Origin of the sequence: Streptomyces sp. NPDC059355, assembly GCF_042752335.1 — a bacterium.
Lineage (GTDB): Bacteria > Actinomycetota > Actinomycetes > Streptomycetales > Streptomycetaceae > Streptomyces.
Window position 1 is genome coordinate 1 of sequence record NZ_JBHYXN010000117.1, and the last position, 1,309, is coordinate 1,309.

A 1,309-nucleotide genomic window follows, 5' to 3' on the forward strand; every position below is an offset into this window, starting at 1 on the left:
CTCTGCCCCTCAGTCATCGTCATGCTCGCGAGCCTAGGGTGCGGGCCCCAAATCCCGTGTGTACGTGGATGTTGAAAACCTGTGAATGGAACTGCGTACGGGCTTCTACAAGCCGCTGTGATGTTCCATCTCCGCCGCCAAGGGTGTGATGGGTCCCACAAGACGACCTTGGGGGAACGGTGGCAAGCGCAGCGCTAGGGACATCAGTTGGATCTCTGCTCCAGACTTTCCAGACGGGCAGTCAGTTCATCTACCCGCTCTTCGAGACGGCGGATGGCGTCAGCCGTCGAGTCTGCCTTTGCGCTGGCCTGCTCACTGACGAAGCTGCCGCGGCCTTGGTGGGAGTAGACGAGACCCAACGCGCGCAGTTCCGTGAGAGCGCGCTGCACCGTGCCAGCCGCGACTTGGTACTCCTCGGCCAGGGCCTTGATGCCGGGAATTTTTGCACCAGCCGGGAGCCGGCCGGTCGCGATCTGGTCGCGGACGTCTTGAACGATGCGCTGGTAGGGCTGCATGGCCTCGGCGTTGGTCATGACCGTCATCGTAGGTCCACCTCACCGAGTTAGTCGGGTTCGTCAGCTAACCTCTTGACACCCATCGACAATATCAGCAAAGCTAGCACTATCGACAGGCCGGGTCGGCCTGAAAGGGGCGTAACCATGTCATTTACCGATGAGTGCTTCGATCTCGAAACCGAGCGTCTTCTCGCGGCTGTGGCTGTCGACATCCCGGAGTTCGGCGATATCGATCTCGACGTCGCGTTCGGTACGCCGCTGGAGATGTACGAGGCCGGCCTCCTTCCCCACGAGCGGCTCGACGGCCTGGACCTCACCGCCGCCATCGCCGCGATCGAAGCCCGAGAGAACCGGATGCTCGCCGCCCGCGACATCGCCGCCGACCCGGCCGTCACAACCCAGGTGCGCGAGCGCCTGGTCGACGTGCTCCTCCCCTACGCCGCCCAGCTGCGCATCACGCGGCCGGTCCCCGCGGCGCACTTGCCGCTCGCGGCCTAGCTGTAGCCGGGTCCTCACGGACCCGGCTCCTTCACCCGGAACCGTCTACGGCGGCGCCGGATGTGGGAGCCGGAACCATCGGTGACCAGCAAAACAGCAGGTTCCACCGTCTCCTTGGGGGCGGCGGCATTGGGGTGAGCCGAGCTCCCCCGGCCGAGGCGCCTGTACCGAATAGCTCCACCTGATCCACCTCGAACGGCGCTGCTGCGCTGTCTGTCCGCCAGGACAAACCCGTGCCGAAAGGCCGGCCTGGCGCGGCAGAGAAGGCAGCACCCGCACCCGATCCACGTCAGGAG

2 protein-coding genes are annotated in these 1,309 nt (G+C 65.1%); one reads left to right on the forward strand and one right to left on the reverse strand.

From position 1 onward, the window contains the following. Positions 1-203: 203 nt before the first annotated feature. Complete coding sequence (locus tag ACFXGI_RS38750; protein ID WP_384717801.1) at positions 204-533, reverse strand: GntR family transcriptional regulator; 330 nt, start codon at positions 531-533, stop codon at positions 204-206. 126 nt (positions 534-659) lie between these two features. On the opposite strand from ACFXGI_RS38750, the gene ACFXGI_RS38755 reads away from it, so the two are divergent. Next, positions 660-1,013 carry a hypothetical protein gene (locus tag ACFXGI_RS38755; protein ID WP_384717804.1) on the forward strand — a complete coding sequence of 118 codons (354 nt, stop codon included), beginning with the start codon at positions 660-662 and terminating at the stop codon, positions 1,011-1,013. Positions 1,014-1,309: the final 296 nt, after the last annotated feature.